Origin of the sequence: Aurantiacibacter hainanensis (assembly GCF_036321025.1) — a bacterium.
Taxonomy (GTDB): Bacteria; Pseudomonadota; Alphaproteobacteria; order Sphingomonadales; family Sphingomonadaceae; genus Alteraurantiacibacter; species Alteraurantiacibacter hainanensis.
Genome location: NZ_JAZAPB010000002.1, coordinates 75,246 through 91,368 on the forward strand (window position 1 = coordinate 75,246; position 16,123 = coordinate 91,368).

The window sequence follows — 16,123 nt, forward strand, 5'->3', positions numbered from 1 at the left end:
TGTTCGAACCAACGTGGTCAAGAAATGGTTAACACCGCTGCGGATTTGTCGCATCGCGCCGCAAACTGCGCCTGACACACCCGACTTTCCAGATTGCCGCTTGTGCCACCCTTTCACGCACCGTATAGGCGCGCCCCATCACGGCTTCGGTAGCCGGGGGGATAGATCCCGTTTGATAAGGGGACGGTCACCGGGTGCAGCAGGGGAAGCCTCCGCATCGGTTTTCGGAGTGACTGAATGGCTACTGCCACACATGACGATATCGACATCCTCGCAAAGGCGAAGCGTGCCCTGCCCGCCGACTACGCGCCAAGCGAAGATGAAGAGTACATGTCGACCAAGCAACTGAACTACTTTCGGGTTCTGCTGCTGGAATGGAAGAAGAGCATTGTCGAGGCATCGGAGGGGACGCTGCAGAGTTTGCAGGACGGCCCGATCCGCGAGCCTGACCTTAACGACCGCGCATCCAGCGAGACCGACTGGGGTATCGAGCTGCGCACGCGCGATCGCCAGCGCAAGCTGATCTCCAAGATCGATGCCGCCCTCCGGCGCATCGACGAGGGCGAATACGGCTGGTGCGACAAGACCGGCGAGCCGATCGGCATCAACCGACTGATTGCCCGGCCGATCGCCACGATGACGGTGGAAGCGCAGCAGGCGCACGAACGCCGCGAGAAGGTTTCCCGCGACGACTGATCCGGGCGCGCGTGTCCCGGATGGGGACAGGCGCGATACCGGGCGAACGATATTAACCGATGGTTAGGCAATTGGGCCCCAACCCGGTGCGCATCTCTGGATCGCAATTTATCGAAGAGCCCGATCGTATGCACAATGTCGACACCCGCCAGGTCGATCGCGACAGCCTTTTCCTCCTCGCTCAACTGCGCTTGAGCGGCGACGACAGGATTTACCGCGTGAAGGTGCGCAATCTCTCCGCCGGCGGCATGATGGCCGAGGGCGAGGTAAAGGTTTCCCGCGGCATCCTGCTTGAGGTGGAACTGCGAAGCCTCGGCTGGGTCGAAGGGACGGTCGCCTGGAAGCAAGACAATCGTTTCGGCATCGCCTTTGTCGACGAAATCGATCCCAAGCGAGCCCGTGCCCAGGTGAACGGCTCCACTCTGAACCGCGGTGCCGATGGCGCGCCGGCCGACGAGGACGCGCGTCAGCGACTGCGCAAGCTGTAGCGACGCGACACCGCAGTTGAAGCGATCCTCGGCCCGGCCTATTTGCTCCGGGCATGATCGCGCGTCGCCTTGCTCTCCCGATAGCCCTTAGTTGCGCACTCGCGGCTTGCGGGTCGAGTGACGATGGCGCCCTCGACGTGGCGCTTATCGGCACGGAAGACTCCGTGCTCACCAGCAGCTTGCGGCTGTCTTCACCTGCCCAGCACGTCCGCTCTGCCACGCAGTGGGGGCTGGTTGCCCTGAATGCCCAGGGGGAGACGGTTCCGGCCCTCGCGGAACGCTGGATCGTGACCGACGATGGCCGCAGCTTCATCTTCCGCCTTCGCGAAGGAACCTGGCCCGATGGCAGCGAGATGACCGCTGCCAGCGCGCGCGATGCCCTTGTCGATGCCATGGACGGCCTGGAAGGCACATCCCTTGAGCGGGACCTGGCCCCGGTGGAGGAAGTGCGCGCGATGGCCGGGCGGGTCATCGAATTGCGGCTCTCCACGCCCGAGCCTTACCTGCTGCAGATCCTGGCTCAGCCCGAACTGGCCTTGCGCCAGCCGGGCGGGGACACGGGGCCAATGACGCTGGAGCGCACCGAGGAAGGCATGTCCCTGTCCTTCAAGCCACCGCTGGAGCGCGGGCTGCCCGATTACGAGGGCTGGGAGCAGGACGTTCGCGAGATCCGGCTGCACGTCGGTTCGGCCCGGGAAGCGATCGCCATGTTCGAAAGCGGTGAAGCCGAAGCGGTGATCGGCGGGACGCTGGGCGACTTTCCGCTGGTCGAGACCGGTCCGCTGTCCTCGGGCACCCTGCGGCTCGATACCACGTTCGGCCTGTTCGGCCTCCAGGTCCACGCGGAAGAGGGGCTGCTGTCCAACACCGGCGTGCGCGAAGGGCTGTCCATGGCGATCGACCGGCCCGCACTGATGGCGCGCTACAACATCAGCGGCTGGGTGCCGACCACCAGGCCGGTATCGCCGGGGCTGCCAGGCGATAGCGGCCTCGTGCGCGAACGCTGGATCGACATGCCGATAGAAGAGCGGCGCGCCGAAGCTGCCGCCCGCATTTCTGCGTGGCGCGGGCAATTCGACGAGGGCGATCTTTCGAAACCCGCCACGGTGGACATCGCCCTGGGCGATGCGCCCGGATGGGACCTGCTCTACAGCGACCTGGCGCAGCAGCTCGCCACCATCGGGCTCAGGCTGCGCCGGGTGGATGATGCCCGCCAGGCAGACCTGGTGCTGGTGGACCGCGTGGCCCGCTATCCCGCCTCGCGCTGGTTTCTCAACCAGTTCAACTGCCGCATCGTGCGGGGCCTGTGCGAAGAGGACGTGGACCTGCTTGTCAGGCAGGCGCTCGAAGAGGGCGACCCCGCCACCCGCGCCCGAATTCTGGCGCAGGCGGAAACCGATCTCAGCCAGTCCAACATCTACATCCCCTTCGGTGCGCCGCTGCGCTGGTCACTTGTGCGCGGCAGCATCGAAGGCTTCCTGCCAAACCCCTATGCCTTCCATCCCTTGCCCGACATTGCGGAGATACCCAGATAAGGGCGAAGGAGACTGATATTGATGGCCGAGACGCCGGAATCGAAACTGACGATCATCGAAGGCGAGGGCGCGGGAAGAGCCGAGCGCCCGCAAAAAATGGCGTTTTCGCAGGATCTGCCGCTTGGCAAGGATCCGGTCTCGATCCGCCGGCGGATCGAGGCGATGGAAATGGTGCTCGAACGCAGCTTCGTGATTCCCGGCATCAATCGCCCGGTGGGGCTGGACGCCATCATCGGCCTTGTCCCGGTCGTCGGCGACGTCATCGCCATGGGGCTGGGCGCCTACATCGTGTGGGAAGCGCGCAACCTCGGCATGCCGAAGTGGAAGCTGCTGCGCATGGCGGGCAACGTGGCATTCGACAGCGCGGTGGGCGCGGTGCCGGTGGCGGGCGACCTGTTCGACTTCATGTTCCGGTCCAACACCCGCAACCTGCGCATCGTGAAAAAGCACCTCGACAAGCACCACCCCGGCACCAAGACAATCGACGGGTAGTTTCCTTCGCGACCGCTTGTCGCTAGGCCGTGGCCATGGCCAAGCGCGACGTCACATATTCCTCCTACCTCGATCTCGAGCGCATCCTCTCGGCGCAGCACCCAGCGTCGGATGCGCACGACGAATTCCTGTTCATCATCGTCCATCAGGCCAGCGAACTCTGGCTCAAGCTGTGCCTGCACGAACTGGAGGCGGCGCGGGAGCGGATCATCGCCGACAATCTCGGCCCGGCCTTCAAGATGCTGGCGCGCGTCGCGCAGGCGCAAAGGCAGCTGATTTCCAGCTGGGACGTGCTTTCCACCATGACTCCGCACGACTATTCGCTGGTGCGCCCGCATCTGGGAAATTCCAGCGGTTTCCAGTCGGCGCAGTATCGCCTGATGGAATTCATCCTCGGCGGCCGCAATCCCGACATGGTGACCATGCACGAAGCCACGCCGGAGGTGGCCGACAAGCTCAAGGCCGAACTCGCGCGGCCCAGCCTCTACGGCGAAGTCCTGCACCTGCTGCAGCGCCGCGGCTTCACCATTCCGGACGAACTCTTCGCCCGCGACCTGAAGGCCCCGCACGAGCCGCTGGACGCCGTTACCGAGGCGTGGGCGCAGGTCTATCGCGATCCGCAGCAGCACTGGGATCTCTACGAGCTGGCGGAGAAACTGGTCGATCTCGAATACCATTTCCAGCGCTGGCGCTTTGGCCATCTCAAGACCGTGGAGCGGGTGATCGGCTTCAAGCGCGGCACGGGGGGAACGGCGGGCGTGCCTTACCTGGAAAGCGTGCTGAAGCTGGGCTTCTTTCCCGAGCTGCTCGCCGTCAGGACCGAACTGTAATGGACTGGCAAGCCGAAGCCGTCCGCCTTGATGCCGCAGATCCGCTGGCGGGTTGCCGCGAGCAATTCCTCATCGACGACGATATCGCCTACCTCGACGGCAATTCGCTGGGCGCCCTGCCGCGGGCTACTCCGGGCCGGATCGACGACGTGGTCCGGCGCGAGTGGGGCAAGGATCTGATCGACAGCTGGAACTCTGCGGGATGGATCGACCTGCCCCGCACGATCGGCGGGAAGATCGCTCCGTTGGTAGGCGCGAAGCCGCATGAGGTGGTGGTTTCGGACAGCGTTTCGGTCAACCTTTTCAAACTGATGAGCGCTGCCCTGGCCGAAAGGCCCGGGCGCAAGGTCATCCTGTCCGAAACCGGCAACTTCCCCACCGACGTGTACATGATCGAGGGGCTGGAGGCGCAGGGCCTCGCCGAGCGGCGGCTCGTGGAGCGAGACGCCATCGAGGAGCATATCTCGCAGGACGTGGCGCTCCTCCTGCTCACCCACGTCCACTACAAGTCCGGTGAGATGTTCGACATGTCGCGGCTCACCAAAGCCGCGCACGATGCAGGCGCGCTCGTGCTCTGGGACCTGTCGCACAGCGTCGGAGCGGTGCCGGTGGACCTCAACGCCGCGAACGCCGATTTCGCCGTCGGCTGCGGCTACAAGTACCTGAACGGCGGGCCCGGCGCGCCCGCCTTCGCATGGGTGGCTGAACGACATCACGACAGCCTTCGCCAGCCACTAAGCGGATGGATGGGCCATGCCGCTCCCTTCAGCTTTTCCGACGATTACGAACCGGCACCCGGCGTGGACCGACTGCTGTGCGGCACGCCGCCGATCATTTCGATGCGCGCTCTGGAAGTGGGCGTGGACCTGATGGCAGGCATCGGGATCGAGGCGCTGGTTGCGAAATCACGCAAGCTATCCGAATTCACTCGGGCCGCGATGGCCGACCTCGTTCCCGAACTGCCCTGCATCTCACCTGCCGATCCCGCGCGGCGCGGAAGCCAGCTCTCTTTCGTGCACGGCAATGCCTACCAGCTGTGCCAGGCGCTGATCGCGCGCAAGGTGATCGGCGATTTCCGCGCCCCCGACGTCCTGCGGCTGGGCTTCGCGCCGGCCTATGTCCGCTTCGCCGATTGCTGGCGCGCGGTCAGCGAATTGCGAGAGATTCTGGATAGCGATGAATGGCGCAAACCGGATTATTCCCGGCGCGCTGCGGTAACCTGATCTGCGCTCAATAAAAGGTGCCGGTCAGCCGGCAAATCATTTCCGCCGGGATTTGCCGGTGGAAATGGACGCCGCAAATCTCGCCCTGGCGCCACACGATCTGTCCTGAAACCTCGTCTTCAGCGGACAGCCTGACGAGGACGGTGCAACCGAGGCGTGCCGCTTCGGTGGCGGTGCGCAGCTTGCAGCCGGTGGCAGACAGGTTGAGCACGGTGATCTGCGCATCGGCATGCGGAATGCGTGCAGTGGTCGGGAGATTGATCTCCCGTCGTTCCTCCAGCCGGAACCTGGTCAAAGTCGTCTCGCTCTTCATCAAGAACAGCGATAACAAAAATTAGTAAACCAAATGCTCCTGGGGGCGCTGTTGTCGCGAGAACAATGTACTGGCCAGCAGTAATGATCGAATGAAGATCGGTAGAACGGCTATTCTTCCAGTTCGATATCCCAGTATAACCAGTCTCGCCAGGTTTCGTGCAAGTAATTGGGCGGAAAGGCTTTACCGTGTTGCTGCAGCTGCCAGCTTGTGGGCCTGATCGGCTTGAGCGCCAATTGCATCCCGGCCTCTTTCGGCGTCCGCCCGCCCTTTTTCATGTTGCACGGGGCGCACGCGGTGGCGATGTTTTCCCACGTCGTCTTGCCGCCTTGCCGGCGCGGGATCACGTGATCGTAGGTGAGGTGTTGCTGGCTGCCGCAATACTGGCAGCAGAACCTGTCGCGCAGGAACAGGTTGAACCGGGTGAATGCCGGAAACTCGCTCGTCTTGACGTATTGCCGCAGGGCGATGACGCTGGGCACCTTCATGTCGAGCGATTGCGAATGCACCGCCCTGTCGTAGCTGGCGACGATATCCACCCGTTCCAGGAACACCGCCTTGATCGCGGTCTGCCAGGGCCAGAGGCTGAGAGGGTAGTAGGACAGCGGCGTGTAGTCCGCATTGAGCACGAGTGCCGGGCAGCTTTCCAGCGTCCGGGTCGGATCATCCGCCGCGCTCCGGAATTTCGCGGCCCGTTCGATCAGTTCGGCTTTGAACACGCCTTGTGTCCTCCCTGATACGATCTGAAAATGCACTTGCACGCGAAAGCGTCAAGCCTGTTACAGACAGGCTATCCACAGTGATATTCACAACAATTCCACAAATCGATACTTCCCGGCACGCATGATCGTCACCCGTTTCGCCCCAAGCCCCAATGGCCCCCTTCATCTGGGCCACGCCTATTCGGCCATCGTTGCGCACGATCTCGCGATGGCTGCGGATGGGCGTTTCCTGCTACGTATCGAGGATATCGACGGCGGGCGCTCGCGCCCGGAACTGGCCGATGAATTCCGCCGCGACCTGGAATGGCTGGGGCTGGAGTGGGACGAGGTGCCCGCCCAATCCACCCGGCTGGACAGCTACGAAGCGGCCGCACGGTATCTGTTGGACGAAGGGCTGCTGTATCGCTGCACCTGCACCCGCGCAGAGATACAGGCGCTGGAGCCACGCATGGGGCCGGAAGGCCTGGTCTATCCCGGAACCTGCAAGGGGCGCCCCCACGACCCGGGGCGACCGTCGGCGCTGCGGCTGGACATGGAGGCCGCCCTGGCGCGCGCGGGCGACCTGGTATGGGAGGACGAGACGGCGGGGTGCATCGCCGCCGATCCGCGCGAACTGGGCGACATTGTGCTGGTGCGCAAGGATGCTCCCGCCAGCTATCACCTGGCCGCCACCTTGGATGATGCCGCCGACGGCGTCACCCTGGTCACGCGCGGGGCGGACCTGTTCTTTGCCAGCCACATCCACCGCGTGCTGCAGGAACTGCTGGGCCTGCCCGTACCCCGCTGGCACCATCATGCCCTGCTGCTGGACGAGAAAGGCGACAAGCTGGCAAAGAGTCGCCGCTCGGGCGAGAGCAACCTTGGCCTTGCCGCGATGCGCGAGGCCGGGAAAGATGGCCGCGCGCTTGCCGAAAACCTGCGTATAGGCCAAATGCCGTGTGGCATTGAGCTATCCCGCTTCCCACATGATGGTCCATGAACACATTCCTCGTCATCGTTATCGCTTTCCTCGCCATCATGGTGGTGGTGTCGCTCGTGCGCGGCATCGTCGCCTTCCTGCAGACCACGAAGGTCGACCTCGAGACAGGCGGCGAGAATTCCAAGCGTTTGCAGGAAGCGCAGAACAGGGCGATGTTTGCCCGTATCAAGTACCAGGCGCTGGCCATCGTCGTGGTGGCCGTGCTGTTGATGATCAACAGCTGAGCGCAGGACCGGAATGGTAAAGCTCAACAGGATTTACACGCGCACCGGTGACGACGGCACCACCGGGCTGGTCGACGGTTCGCGCCTGCCAAAGCACGCGCAGCGCATGCAGGCGGTGGGCGACGTGGACGAGGCTAACGCCGCGCTCGGGTCCGCCGCCGTGCTGGCCGAGGGCGCGCTGAAGGACGATCTTACCCGCTTCCAGAACGACCTGTTCGACCTTGGTGCCGATCTCGCGACGCCCGGAGAGGACTTCGAGCCTTCCGAGATGGTGTTGCGCGTGGTGCCATCGCAGGTCGCGCATGTCGAAACCCGCATAGATGCGCTGAACGAGGGGCTGGAGCCGCTCACCAGCTTCGTGCTGCCCGGTGGCAGCGAACTCTCCGCCCGCCTGCACCGCGCCCGCACCGTCACGCGCCGCGCGGAACGGCAGATGACCGCCCTGGCGGAGGCGGAGCCCGTCAATCCGGCCGCGCTGGCCTTCATCAATCGCCTGTCGGACTGGCTGTTCGTCGCCGCGCGCGTGGCCAACGATGGCGGCCGGGACGATGTGAACTGGGTGCCCGGCGGCAGTCGCTGATCCGGAACCCGCTCCCTTTGCCACCCGTTATGGAAGCAAAAGGAGATATCGCATGACCGACGACAAGCCCGAATCGAAGGAACAGCGCATGGCCGACCTCGCGCCGGAAATGCACAACGACGAGCAGGACGATCACCGCATGCAGGCGCAGGAGATTTCCGAAGAAGCGCGCCGCACCACCGTGACCACGCGAATGCCCACCGAGAGCGAGAAGGGTCCGAACAAGACGGATCTGATGAACGACTCGACCCAGGACACGGTCGATCGCATGCGTGACATGGAAAGTTCCGGCCGCATCGACATGCGCGCCTTTGCCGGCGAACCCAATCACGACGACAACGTCGACAAGCTGGGCAAGGCCGCCAAGCCCGACGGCCTTCGCGGCGACGGAACCTGATCGCTCAGATTTCCCGCTTCAGTTCGTAGAGCAGATCCAGCGCCTCGCGCGGAGAGAGGGCGTCGACATCGACGCCCTCAAGCTTTTCGCGCAAGGTGTCGCATTCCTCCTCGTCCGCCTGCAGCGCGGCAGCGAACAGGGGCAGTTCGCCCAGGCCCGCGGCCAGTCCGCCGGTTTCGGCGCGGCCCTTCTCCAGCTTGTCGAGCACGCTTCGCGCACGTTTGACCACCGGCGCGGGGACGCCTGCCAGTTTGGCGACAGCCAGGCCGTAGGACCGGTCCGCCGCACCTTCCGCAAGCTCGTGCAGCAGCACGAGATCGCCTTTCCACTCCTTGGCACGAACATGGTGCAGGCTCAGCGCTTCGCAGCTTTCGGCGAGGCGGGCCATTTCATGGTAGTGGGTCGCGAACAGGCAGCGGCTGCGATTGGTCTCGTGGATCGCCTCGGCCACGGCCCAGGCCAGCGCCAGACCGTCGTAGGTGCTGGTTCCGCGGCCGACCTCGTCCAGGATCACGAAGCTTCGTTCGGTCGCCTGCGACAGGATTGCGGCCGTCTCGACCATCTCCACCATGAACGTGGATCGTCCACGCGCCAGGTTGTCGGATGCCCCCACCCGGCTGAACAACTGGTCCACCAGTCCCACCCTCGCGCTGCGGGCAGGCACGAACCCGCCTGCCTGAGCCATCAGCACGATCAGCGCATTCTGCCGCAGGAAAGTCGACTTGCCGCCCATGTTCGGACCGCCAACCAGCCACAGTCGGTCCTGTGAAGACAGGGCGCAATCGTTGGCCACGAACCGCTCCCGGCTGGCGGCAAGGGCGGCCTCGACAACGGGATGGCGTCCGGCCTCGATTTCGAGGACAGCCGCTTCCTCGATAACCGGGCGGCACCACTCGCCATCGCTCGCCCGTTCCGCCTGCCCTGCCGCGACATCCAGCCGCGCCAGCGCCGCCGCGGTAGCCGCGATGGCCTCGCGCCGGGCGAAAACGTGGGCTGTCAATTCCTCGAAGTGAGCCTCCTCCGCCGCCAGCGCGCGCCCGCCCGCCTCGGCGATGCGGCTGGCTTCCTCGTGCAGGGTCAGCGAGTTGAAGCGCACGGCATTGGCCATGGTCTGCCGATGGGAAAAGCCGCTGTCCGGCGCCATCAGCTTGTCGGCATGCCTGCTCGGCACCTCGATGAAATAGCCCAGCACGCCGTTGTGCCGGATCTTGAGCGAGGGCGTATCGGTTTCCTTGCGGTAGCGCGCCTCCATTGCGGCGATGGCGCGCCGGGCGTTGCCCGAAACCTCGCGCAGTTCGTCCAGCGAGGCGTCGTATCCCTCGGCAATGTATCCGCCGGATTGCCTCTCCGTCGGCGGCGATGGCACGAGGGCGCGCGAAAGCAGGTCGGTCAATTCGCCGTGGCCGGAAAGGTCGGGCAGCAAGCTGTCCAGCAGTGGGGGCCGGTCCCCCTTCGCTTTCAGCGTCTCGCAAATGCGCCGCGCCTCGCCAAGCCCGTCGCGCACCTGGCCGAGATCGCGCGGTGAGCCCCGCCCCGCGACGAGCCGGCCCAGCGCGCGGCCGATGTCGGGCAGACCCCGCAGCATGGCGCGCAGGTCGCCGCGCAGCAGAGGATCGCGCAGGATGTAGTCGACCAGCGCCAGCCGCGCCTCGATCGCGGCCCGGTCGGCGAGGGGGGCGGACAGGTCCTCCGCCAGTTGGCGCGCGCCTGCGCCAGTCACGCAGCGATCGATGGCCGCAATCAGGCTGCCGCTGCGCGTGCCCTGCTGGCTGGAGAGAATTTCAAGGCTTGCCCGGGTCGCCTCGTCCATCGCCATGTGTTCGCCGCTGGCGCGCACCGTGGGTGGCAGCAGGAGGGGCAGCGATCCGCGCCCGGCATGGTCGAGATAGGCGACCAGCCCGCCCGCCGCCGCCAGCATGGCCCGGCTGAACTGGCCGAAACCGTCCAGCGTGGCGACGCCGTGTACGCTCTTCAGGCGCGCCTCGCCATCGTCGCTGCCGAAATCCCCGCGCGGCCGCAGCACTGCGTCGGAGGGCGCTTCGTCCCATCCTTCGGGCACCACCACCTCGCTCGCGCCGATGCGTGCCAGCACGGCGGGCAGGCGCTCGGGCGCACATTCTTCCAGCTGCATCGCGCCGGTGGAGATATCGCATGCCGCAACGCCGCAGGTGCCGCGCAGATCGCACACGGCGGCCAGCATGTTGGCGCGGCGCGGTTCCAGCAGGGCTTCCTCGGTCAGAGTGCCTGCCGTGACGAAGCGCACGATATCGCGCTTCACGAGAGCCTTCGATACCGGCGCGCCTTCCTGCTTCGCGCGCTCCCTGGCCTCGTCGGGGGTTTCCACCTGCTCGGCAATCGCCACGCGGCAGCCGGCACGGATCAGGCGGGCGAGATAACCTTCGGCCGAATGCACCGGCACGCCGCACATGGGCACGGGATCGCCGCCATGCTCTCCGCGCGTGGTGAGAGCGATGTCCAGCACGCCGGCAGCGGTCTTCGCGTCATCGAAGAACAGTTCGAAGAAATCGCCCATGCGATAAAACAGCAGGCAATCCCCGGCCTCTGCCTTGAGGTCGAAGTACTGCTGCATCATAGGGGTTGCGGTGCCGGCCATGGACTAGCGGGATTACAGGTCCGCGCGCCGATTCGGAAAGGGCGGCAGTCCCGCTTTCCCCTATCGCAGCGGCGCATCCCGCTCTATGGCTCGGGGCAGCATTGGAGAATGAGCTTGGCCGACAACAAGAATACCAGTTTCACCGAACGCGAAGCACTGTTTTACCACGAGACAATCCGGCCCGGTAAGATCGAGATCATCGCCTCCAAGCCGATGAACACCCAGCGCGATCTCAGCCTTGCCTATTCGCCGGGCGTCGCGGTTCCCGTTCAGGCCATTGCCGACGATCCCGCAAACGCCGCGCGATATACCGCGCGCTCCAATCTCGTCGCCGTGATTTCCAACGGCACGGCCATCCTCGGCCTGGGCAACCTCGGCGCGCTGGCATCGAAGCCGGTGATGGAAGGCAAGGCCGTGCTGTTCAAGCGTTTCGCCGACGTGGACGCCATCGATATCGAGCTGGATACGGAGGACCCCGACGCCTTCATCGAAGCCGTCGCGCTGATGGAGCCGACGTTCGGCGGCATCAATCTGGAAGACATCAAGGCGCCCGAATGCTTCATCATCGAACAGGCGCTGCGTGAACGGATGAAAATCCCGATCATGCATGACGACCAGCACGGCACCGCCATCATCGCCGCTGCCGGGCTGATCAACGCCGCGCACCTGACGGGCCGCGACCTGAAGGACTGCAAGGTGGTGGTCAATGGCGCGGGCGCATCGGCTCTCGCCTGCACAGCGCTGATCAAGTCTGTCGGCGTTCCGCACGAGAACGTCATCGTGTGCGACCGTTCCGGCCCGATCTATCCCGGTCGCGACGGCGTGGACCAGTGGAAGAGCGCGCATGCGGTGGAAACCGACGCGCGCAGCCTGGAAGAGGCGCTGGTCGGTGCGGACATCTTCCTCGGCCTTTCGGCCGCCGGCGCGCTGAAGCCGGAATGGGTGAAGAAGATGGCCGACCAGCCGATCATCTTCGCCATGGCCAACCCCACGCCGGAGATCATGCCGGACGAGGCGAAGGCCGTGCGACCCGATGCGATCATCGCCACGGGCCGCAGCGACTTTCCCAACCAGGTGAACAACGTGCTGGGCTTCCCCTTCATCTTCCGCGGCGCGCTGGACGTGCGCGCGACAGCCATCAACGAGGAGATGAAGGTAGCGGCGGCCCGGGCCATCGCCGAGCTCGCGCGCGAGCGCGTGCCTGAGGAAGTGGCAGCCGCCTACGGCATAAACCAGCAGTTCGGCCGCGAATACATCATTCCCGCACCATTCGATCCGCGACTGATGGAGCGGGTATCCTGCGCCGTTGCACGTGCGGCGATGGATTCGGGCGTGGCCCAGGACCACATCGAGGACTTCGACGAATACACCCTGAAACTGCGCAGCCGTCTCAACCCCACCACATCGGCTCTCACGCGCGTCTACGAAGATGCCAAGGCCAATCCCAAGCGCATGGTGTTTGCCGAGGCCGAAGAGGACGTCGCCCTGCGCGCGGCCATCCAGTTCCGCGATTTCGGCTATGGCACCCCGATCCTGGTCGGGCGCACCGAGCGGGTGATGGAAAAGCTGCGCGAACTGCAGGTGGACGATCCGGAAAGCTACGAGATCGCCAACTCCTACAACTACGACGAGATAGAGCCGATGGTGGACTATCTCTACAAGCGCCTGCAGCGGCGCGGCTATACCGAGCGCGACGTGCGCCGGATGGTGAACCAGGAGCGCAACATCTTCGCCGCCCTGCTGGTGGCGCTGGACAAGGGCGACGGCATGATCACCGGCCTCACCCGCACCTTCGCCCAGTCGGCGCGCGAGGTGGCCAAGGTGCTGGACCCGAAGGAGGGCGCGACGCCGTTCGGTATCCACATGGTGCTGGGCAAGAACCACACCACCTTCTTGGCCGATACGACCATCAACGAACGGCCCACGGCTGAGGAGCTGGCCTACATCGCCACGGAGACCGCAGCGGTCGCCCGGCGCATGGGGCACGAGCCGCGCGTCGCCTTCCTCTCCTATTCCACCTTCGGCAATCCGTCGGGCAAGTGGCTGGGCAACATTCGTGAAGCGGTACACCTGCTGGACGAGAGGGATCCGGGCTTCGAATACGAGGGCGAGATGGCACCCGACGCGGCGCTCAATCACAAGGTGATGGAACTCTATCCCTTCAGCCGCCTGTCCGGTCCTGCCAATGTGCTGATCATGCCGGGTCTGCAAAGCGCGAACCTTTCGGCCAAGCTGCTGCGCGAACTCTCCGGCGATGCGGTGATCGGGCCGATGCTGATCGGTTCGGAGAAACCCGTGCAGATCGCGCCCATGACCTCGCTGGCACCCGACGTACTGACGCTGGCCGTGCTCGCCAGCGCGGGCATCGTGGGCTGAGGCAGAAGCGCGCTCAGGTAAAACTGACGATCGCGAAGCTCACCGCCAGCCCGACGAAGATGTTCATCGGCAGGCCGACCTTGACGAAGTCGGTGAACCGATAGTTCGCCGCGCCGTAGACCAGTGTGTTGGTCTGGTACCCTATGGGCGTTGCGAAGCTGGCGCTGGCTCCCATCATCACGGCGATGACGAGCTGGCGCACATCGACGCCGGCGGCCTCTCCCAGGCCGATGGCGATGGGCGTCATGATCACGGCAACGGCGTTGTTCGTCACCGTCTCGGTGAGGGCAGAGCAGATCGCGTAGGTCAGCAGCACGAGCACGAGCGGCGAATTGCCGATCATCACCGGTTGCAGCCAGCTGACCACCAGTTGCACCGTGCCGGCATTGTCCAGACCCTTGCCGAATGCGAGCATGGCGAAGATCAGCACCAGCGTGCTGCCATCGAGGCTGGCCCAGGCCTCGTCCGGTTCCAGGCAGCGCGTTGCCAGAACCACGGCCACACCCACCAGTGCGAGGACGTCGATCGGCAGGCTCAGCAGCGCCGCTCCGGCCACCACGGAAGCCAGGGTCAGCAGAGCGATAGGGGCCTTGTGCCTGCGGAAGGACCGAACGGCACTCTCGCTTACCTCGGCCAGCTGCATGTTGGCCTGCAATGCCTGCGTCGCCTCGGACCCGGCCGCCACCAGCAGCCGGTCGCCCGCTCGCACTCGCACTTCGGGTAGCGTGGGCCCGGCGACATGGCGCGGTCGCGACAGGCCCAGCACGCGCAGCTTGTGCTGCGACAGCATGGGGATTTCCGCCAGCCTGCGACCCACGATGGGGTGGGTCGACGAGACGACGGCCTCGACGATGCGCAGGTCCGCGGGCCGCTTGGCGCGCGCGGTGGCTATCCCGCCACCGAGGCCGACAAGCCCGGTACGGAAATCGTTCGCCTCGGCCAGCGATGCGATCTCCTCCGGGCTAGCCGCGACCACCAGCTGGTCCCCTGCGGAAAGGACGTGGGTGTCCAGCGTATTCCGGTCAAGGTCGCGTCCTCGCTGTAGACCCAGCACGTCGAGGCCCGGGCGCTGGGCGAAACTGGCGGCGGACAGTCGCTGGCCCACGAACTTGCTTTCGGGGACGAGCGTGAGGTGCGTTAGGAAGACGTCGCTCTCGCGTTCCTCGTCTCCGCTGCGCGGGCCGCGTCGCGGCAGCAGCAGTGGGCCGAGCACCGCCAGCACCATCATGCCTGCCGCCGCGCCGGCCAGGCCGACGGCGGTGATCTCGAAAATGCCGAACGGTTCCATTCCCGCGTCGCGTGCCACGCCGTCCACCAGCAGATTGGTGGACGTGCCGATCAGCGTCAGCGTGCCGCCCAGGATGGATATGTAACTCACCGGGATCAGCAGCCGCGTGGCCGCAATGTTCAGCACACGTGCGAGGCGCTTCACGATGGGGATCATCACGATCACCACCGGGGTGTTGTTCATGAAGGCCGATGCCACCAGCGTTCCCGCGCCGATCTCCGCCAGCGCAAGCCGCGGCTTGCGCAGCGTGCGGCGGATAACCCAGCCGGACACTTCCTCCAGCGCCCCGGTACGCAGCAGTGCGCCAGAGAGGATGAACATGGCGGCAATGGTGATCGGCGCGCTGTTGGCGAATACGTCCATCAGGTCCTGGCGCGGCAGGAAACCGAAGGCGACCATGGCCGCCGCGCCCACCATCGCGATTACGACCGGGGGTCGCCGCTCCGTGACGAAAGCCAGCAGGGTAAGGAGCAAGAGGCCGAGACCGATCTCGGCCGAGTATTGGCCTGCCATCTAGCGAAAACCGCGCGCGAACATGATCCCACTGTCTCCAGGCGCATCGAATCGAGCCAATCGGAATGACGGCACGAGCCGCGACTAATCGCCGATCCCGCCAGTGCTGTCTATCCGGTCGTTCGTCGACCGAAGCCGCTGTCCTACCAGGGGACGGTGCTGCCGTCGTAGGCGATAAAGGCGTGTCGCGGTTCGGTTTCCGCCTCCAGCACGTCGAGCATGCCGTTGACGCTCGTCTCCACGTCGATCAGCGCGTTGGGGCCGCCCATGTCGGTCTGCACCCAACCCGGATGCAGCGAGAGCACGCCCACCCCGCGCTCCTGCGCGTGGCTGGCAAACAGCGACCGCGCCAGCATGTTCTGCGAAACCTTGGACAGTCGATAAAGGTTCACGCCGCCCGAGGAATCGTCGATCGAGCCCATCTTGCTCGACATCATCGCGATAGTGCCGCCTTTCCTGACCAGCGGCAGCAGTTCCAGCGCCGCCTGCGCCGGGCCGACCGCATTGGTCATCACGATGTCGGCAACGTTGTCGCGCGTCAGGTCTTCGAGGGCTTGCCCGCTGTCACCGTAGACGCCTGCGTTCATCACCAGCAGGTCCACCGAACCTTCGGCGCACTTGCCCTTCAGGCCAGCGACGGAGTCCTTGTCGGTCACGTCGCACTTCACGATCTCGATGGAAGGCTTGTGCGCCTCTGCCGCCTCGTGCAGGTCCGCGCTCTCGCTGCGTTCGCTGGCGATCACCTTGTAGCCCCGGCTGGCAAGTTCCTTCGCCAGACCGAGCCCGATTCCGCGTGATGCGCCGATGATGATGGCTGTCTTGTCGCTCATGTCGCTCCAGTCCTTTCGTGACT

At 65.2% G+C, this 16,123-nt stretch carries 16 protein-coding genes; 11 read left to right on the forward strand and 5 right to left on the reverse strand.

All coding sequences use genetic code 11. The annotated features are described in order from the left end of the window. Positions 1-237: 237 nt before the first annotated feature. From dksA to kynU, 6 genes are all read left to right on the forward strand, one after another. The gene (dksA, locus tag AAA989_RS07900) at positions 238-696 is read left to right on the forward strand and encodes an RNA polymerase-binding protein DksA (RefSeq protein ID WP_338242321.1); all 459 of its coding nucleotides are present in this window, start codon (positions 238-240) and stop codon (positions 694-696) included. A gap of 128 nt (positions 697-824) precedes the next feature. Continuing rightward, on the forward strand, positions 825-1,184 hold the full coding sequence (locus AAA989_RS07905) for a PilZ domain-containing protein (protein WP_338242325.1): 360 nt from the start codon (positions 825-827) through the stop codon (positions 1,182-1,184). A 137-nt stretch (positions 1,185-1,321) separates the two neighbouring features. Then, positions 1,322-2,719, forward strand: coding sequence for an ABC transporter substrate-binding protein (locus AAA989_RS07910; RefSeq protein ID WP_338242327.1), 1,398 nt, complete (start codon positions 1,322-1,324; stop codon positions 2,717-2,719). A 96-nt stretch (positions 2,720-2,815) separates the two neighbouring features. Continuing rightward, positions 2,816-3,211 (forward strand): DUF4112 domain-containing protein, encoded by a 396-nt coding sequence (locus AAA989_RS07915; protein WP_338245474.1) that lies wholly within the window; start codon positions 2,816-2,818, stop codon positions 3,209-3,211. Between the two features lie 35 nt (positions 3,212-3,246). Beyond that, the gene (locus AAA989_RS07920; RefSeq protein WP_338242329.1) at positions 3,247-4,041 is read left to right on the forward strand and encodes a tryptophan 2,3-dioxygenase; all 795 of its coding nucleotides are present in this window, start codon (positions 3,247-3,249) and stop codon (positions 4,039-4,041) included. Further along, positions 4,041-5,264: a kynureninase gene (kynU, locus tag AAA989_RS07925; RefSeq protein ID WP_338242330.1), complete on the forward strand. Its 1,224-nt coding sequence runs from the start codon at positions 4,041-4,043 to the stop codon at positions 5,262-5,264. Before AAA989_RS07920 ends, kynU begins: the two co-directional genes overlap by 1 nt. A gap of 7 nt (positions 5,265-5,271) precedes the next feature. On the opposite strand, the gene AAA989_RS07930 is transcribed toward kynU, so the two are convergent. Both AAA989_RS07930 and AAA989_RS07935 read right to left on the reverse strand, forming a co-directional pair. Then, the gene (locus tag AAA989_RS07930) at positions 5,272-5,577 is read right to left on the reverse strand and encodes a PilZ domain-containing protein (RefSeq protein ID WP_338242331.1); all 306 of its coding nucleotides are present in this window, start codon (positions 5,575-5,577) and stop codon (positions 5,272-5,274) included. A 110-nt stretch (positions 5,578-5,687) separates the two neighbouring features. Next, on the reverse strand, positions 5,688-6,296 hold the full coding sequence (locus AAA989_RS07935; protein ID WP_338242333.1) for an HNH endonuclease: 609 nt from the start codon (positions 6,294-6,296) through the stop codon (positions 5,688-5,690). Positions 6,297-6,420: 124 nt separating this feature from the next. Here AAA989_RS07935 and gluQRS point away from each other — a divergent pair, with 124 nt between their 5' ends. Genes gluQRS through AAA989_RS07955 form a run of 4 tightly spaced genes read left to right on the forward strand, consistent with a single transcriptional unit; the run spans position 6,421 to position 8,479 of the window. Continuing rightward, positions 6,421-7,278, forward strand: coding sequence for a tRNA glutamyl-Q(34) synthetase GluQRS (gene gluQRS, locus AAA989_RS07940; protein WP_338242334.1), 858 nt, complete (start codon positions 6,421-6,423; stop codon positions 7,276-7,278). Continuing rightward, entirely contained in the window at positions 7,275-7,502 is a 228-nt protein-coding gene (locus AAA989_RS07945; protein WP_338242336.1) for a hypothetical protein, read from the forward strand. Before gluQRS ends, AAA989_RS07945 begins: the two co-directional genes overlap by 4 nt. Positions 7,503-7,515: 13 nt before the next feature. Next, positions 7,516-8,082 (forward strand): cob(I)yrinic acid a,c-diamide adenosyltransferase, encoded by a 567-nt coding sequence (locus AAA989_RS07950; protein WP_338242338.1) that lies wholly within the window; start codon positions 7,516-7,518, stop codon positions 8,080-8,082. 52 nt (positions 8,083-8,134) lie between these two features. After that, the gene (locus tag AAA989_RS07955) at positions 8,135-8,479 is read left to right on the forward strand and encodes a hypothetical protein (protein ID WP_338242340.1); all 345 of its coding nucleotides are present in this window, start codon (positions 8,135-8,137) and stop codon (positions 8,477-8,479) included. Positions 8,480-8,483: 4 nt separating this feature from the next. Here the strand turns inward: AAA989_RS07955 and mutS are convergent, their stop codons facing one another. Then, positions 8,484-11,093 carry a DNA mismatch repair protein MutS gene (gene mutS / locus AAA989_RS07960; protein WP_338242341.1) on the reverse strand — a complete coding sequence of 870 codons (2,610 nt, stop codon included), beginning with the start codon at positions 11,091-11,093 and terminating at the stop codon, positions 8,484-8,486. Positions 11,094-11,201: 108 nt separating this feature from the next. Between mutS and AAA989_RS07965 the strand changes: the two genes are divergently transcribed. Continuing rightward, positions 11,202-13,469: an NADP-dependent malic enzyme gene (locus AAA989_RS07965; RefSeq protein ID WP_338242342.1), complete on the forward strand. Its 2,268-nt coding sequence runs from the start codon at positions 11,202-11,204 to the stop codon at positions 13,467-13,469. 13 nt (positions 13,470-13,482) lie between these two features. Here the strand turns inward: AAA989_RS07965 and AAA989_RS07970 are convergent, their stop codons facing one another. Both AAA989_RS07970 and AAA989_RS07975 read right to left on the reverse strand, forming a co-directional pair. After that, positions 13,483-15,270: an SLC13 family permease gene (locus tag AAA989_RS07970; RefSeq protein ID WP_338242344.1), complete on the reverse strand. Its 1,788-nt coding sequence runs from the start codon at positions 15,268-15,270 to the stop codon at positions 13,483-13,485. A gap of 143 nt (positions 15,271-15,413) precedes the next feature. Then, complete coding sequence (locus tag AAA989_RS07975) at positions 15,414-16,100, reverse strand: SDR family NAD(P)-dependent oxidoreductase (RefSeq protein WP_338242345.1); 687 nt, start codon at positions 16,098-16,100, stop codon at positions 15,414-15,416. Between the last annotated feature and the right edge of the window lie 23 nt (positions 16,101-16,123).